The 2865-nt window shown below is 67.0% G+C and carries 1 protein-coding gene; it reads right to left on the bottom strand.

The features are described 5' to 3' along the window. Nucleotides 1-21: 21 nt before the first annotated feature. Nucleotides 22-2781, bottom strand: a complete 2760-nt coding sequence (locus WEB61_RS12490; protein WP_368064665.1) for a penicillin-binding protein 1A — start codon at nt 2779-2781, stop codon at nt 22-24. Between the last annotated feature and the right edge of the window lie 84 nt (nt 2782-2865).

Consider the following 2865-nt stretch of genomic DNA (forward strand, 5'->3'; position numbering starts at 1 on the left):
CCAAGGCTTCGGGGGACAGGGTCAGTAGAGGCCGCCCGTGCCGGAGCCGATGTCGCGGGCGCGGCCGTCGGCCGTGTAGCCGCCGGAGGGCGGTGGGGAATTTTCCGTGGGCGGATCGTCGCGCGCGTCGCCACCCTCCCCGCCGCCGAGGCGGTCGAGGGCGACGGCGTCGTCGGCCGGCATGCCGGCGAAGGGCGCTTCGGCACGCGGGGTTTCGGGAAGCGCGAAGGGATCGACCGTGCGGAGAGGCGCCCGGTGTTGCGCGTCGTAACCCGGACCGCCACGGCCCGGCGTCCGGTCGGCATTGATGTCGCCGGGCATGTCGCCGCGCAGGAAATCGCCCGAGATGTCCTCGTTCATGTCGAGTGGGCCGGTTTCGCCCGGAATGCCGCCGGCGATACCGAGCGTCGGCGCGACCGAGGTCAGTTGCGGTTCGGTGCCGGCCTTGAAGGCCTCGAGGATCGTGCCCGGACCGTCGCCGTCGGCGAGCGCGCCGGTCTTGCGGTCGATCTTGACGAGGCTGATGCCCGACGGCACGCGGAAGGGAATGGCCGGCTTGCCGCCGATCGCCTTCGTCATGAAGTCGCGGAAGATCGGCGCCGCGGTGCGGCCGCCGGTTTCGGCGCGACCCAGGGGCGCCGGCTCGTCGAAACCGACAAAGACGCCGACGACGAGATTGGGCGAGTAGCCCATGAACCATGTGTCGCGCGCCTCGTTGGAGGTGCCGGTCTTGCCGGCGAGCGGCACGCCGACCGCCTTGACGGCCGTGCCGGTGCCGCGCTGAACCGCGCCTTCGAGCATCGAGGTGATCTGATAGGCGGTGCGCGCATCCTCGACGCGTTCGCGATTGTCGGGCAGCACCGGCGGCTCCGGCACATCCTCGAAATCGAGCGTGCAGGCCTGGCAGGCGCGGTCGTCATGCTTGTAGATGGTGCGGCCGAACCGGTCCTGGACGCGGTCGACCAGCGTCGGCTCGACCTTCAGGCCGCCATTGGCCAGCACCGCATAGGCGCCCGCCAGCCGCATCAGCGTCGTCTCGCCGGCGCCGAGCGACATCGAGAGGACGGGTATCATATTGTCGGAAATGCCGAAGCGGCGCGCATAGTCGGAAACGGTCTCTGGCCCGGCATATTGCGCGAGGCGGATCGTCATCAGGTTGCGCGAATTCTCGAGGCCGAAACGCATGGTGGACGGCCCGTGGAACTTGCGCTCGTAGTTTTCGGGCTTCCAGAGGCCGAGATCGCCGCCCTGGTCGATGACGAAAGGCGCATCGAGGACGAGGCTTGCCGGCGTGAAGCCCTTGTCGAGGGCCGCGGCATAGACGAAGGGCTTGAAGGAGGAACCGGGCTGGCGGAGCGCCTGCACCGCGCGGTTGAACTCCGACAGACCGAAACTGAAGCCGCCCTGCATGGCGAGCACGCGGCCCGTATGCGGATCCATCGCGATGATGGCGCCGTTGACGGCGGGGACCTGTTCGAGCGTATGACGGCCCTTCTCATCCGGATGCGGCGCGACATGGACGACATCGCCGACCTTGACGACGTCGGAGGGCTTCGTCACCTCGGGACCGAGATGGATGCGGTTGATATTGGCGCGCGCCCATTTCATGTCGGCGAAGTCGATCGTGCTCTTGACGATCTCGGGTGAAAAGCCGCCATTCGGCAGGCGTTCGGGGCGCAGACCGATGGTGACGCGGTCGCTTGCGACATCAAGCACAACGGCGAGCGTCCAGGGCGCGAGGTCGGACGGCACGTTCATGGCCGCCAGCGCTTCCTGCCAGTTCTCGCCGGGCTCCAGTTCGGCCACCGGACCGCCCCAGCCGTAGCGGCGGTCATAGGCGATCAGCCCCTTCTTCAAGGCCTCAGAGGCGATCTCCTGAAGGCCCGTGTCGATGGTGGTGCGGACCGAGAGGCCGCCTTCATAGAGCTTCTGCTCGCCATACTGCGCCAGCAGCTCACGGCGCGCCTGTTCGAGGAAATATTCGGCGTCGCGCATCTGAATGCCGCGCGGGCGCATGGTGACGTCGAGCTCCGTGCCGCGCGCCTCGGCCGCCTCGAAAGCGCTGATGAAGCCTTCCTCGGCCATGCGCGAGATCACCCAGTTGCGCCGCGCCAGGGCGCGTTCGCGGAAACGGAACGGATGATAATTGCCCGGCGCCTTGGGCAGGGCCGCCAGATAGGCGACTTCGGCGACGGTCAGCTCGTCGAGCGGCTTGTCGAAATAATTCAGCGCCGCGGCGGCGACACCGTAGCTGCCCGAACCGAGATAGATCTCGTTCAGATAGAGTTCGAGAATCTGGTCCTTGGTAAAGGCGCGTTCGAGCCGCAGCGCCAGCAGCGCCTCGCGGAGTTTGCGATCGAAGGTGACGTCGCTGGTGAGCAGGAAGTTCTTGGCGACCTGCTGGGTGATGGTGGAGGCGCCGACGAGACGCCGGTCCTGCAGCACGTTGAAGACATTGTCGATGGTGGCGCGGACGATGCCCGTCGCGTCGACGCCGCCATGGCTGTAGAAATTCTTGTCCTCGGCGGCGAGGAAGGCCTGGACGAGACGCGGCGGGATCGCCGCGATCGGCACATAAAGGCGGCGCTCGCGCGCAAACTCGCCGATGATCTGGCCGTCGCCGGCATGGACGCGGGTCGTTACCGGCGGCTCGTAATTGGCGAGACGCGTGTAGTCCGGCAAATCCTGGTTGAGGCGCCATGCATAATAGCCGCCTGCCATCACGGCACCGGTCAGCAGCACCAGAATGACGCCGGCAACGATCGATAGAACTCTCAGCATCGGGCGTTCCGCCCCTCCGTCATCATCACCGCCCTGCCGCGATCTAGAGCGCAAATATGGCACGTCCAAGGCGGCAAGACGAAC

The sequence above is a fragment of the Parvibaculum sp. genome (genome assembly GCF_040882025.1).
GTDB lineage: Bacteria > Pseudomonadota > Alphaproteobacteria > Parvibaculales > Parvibaculaceae > Parvibaculum.

What these genes read in the sequence shown, in the direction of transcription:
- WEB61_RS12490 (WP_368064665.1), bottom strand. Translation starts at nt 2,781, where the DNA reads ATGCTGAGAGTTCTATCGATCGTTGCCGGCGTCATTCTGGTGCTGCTG.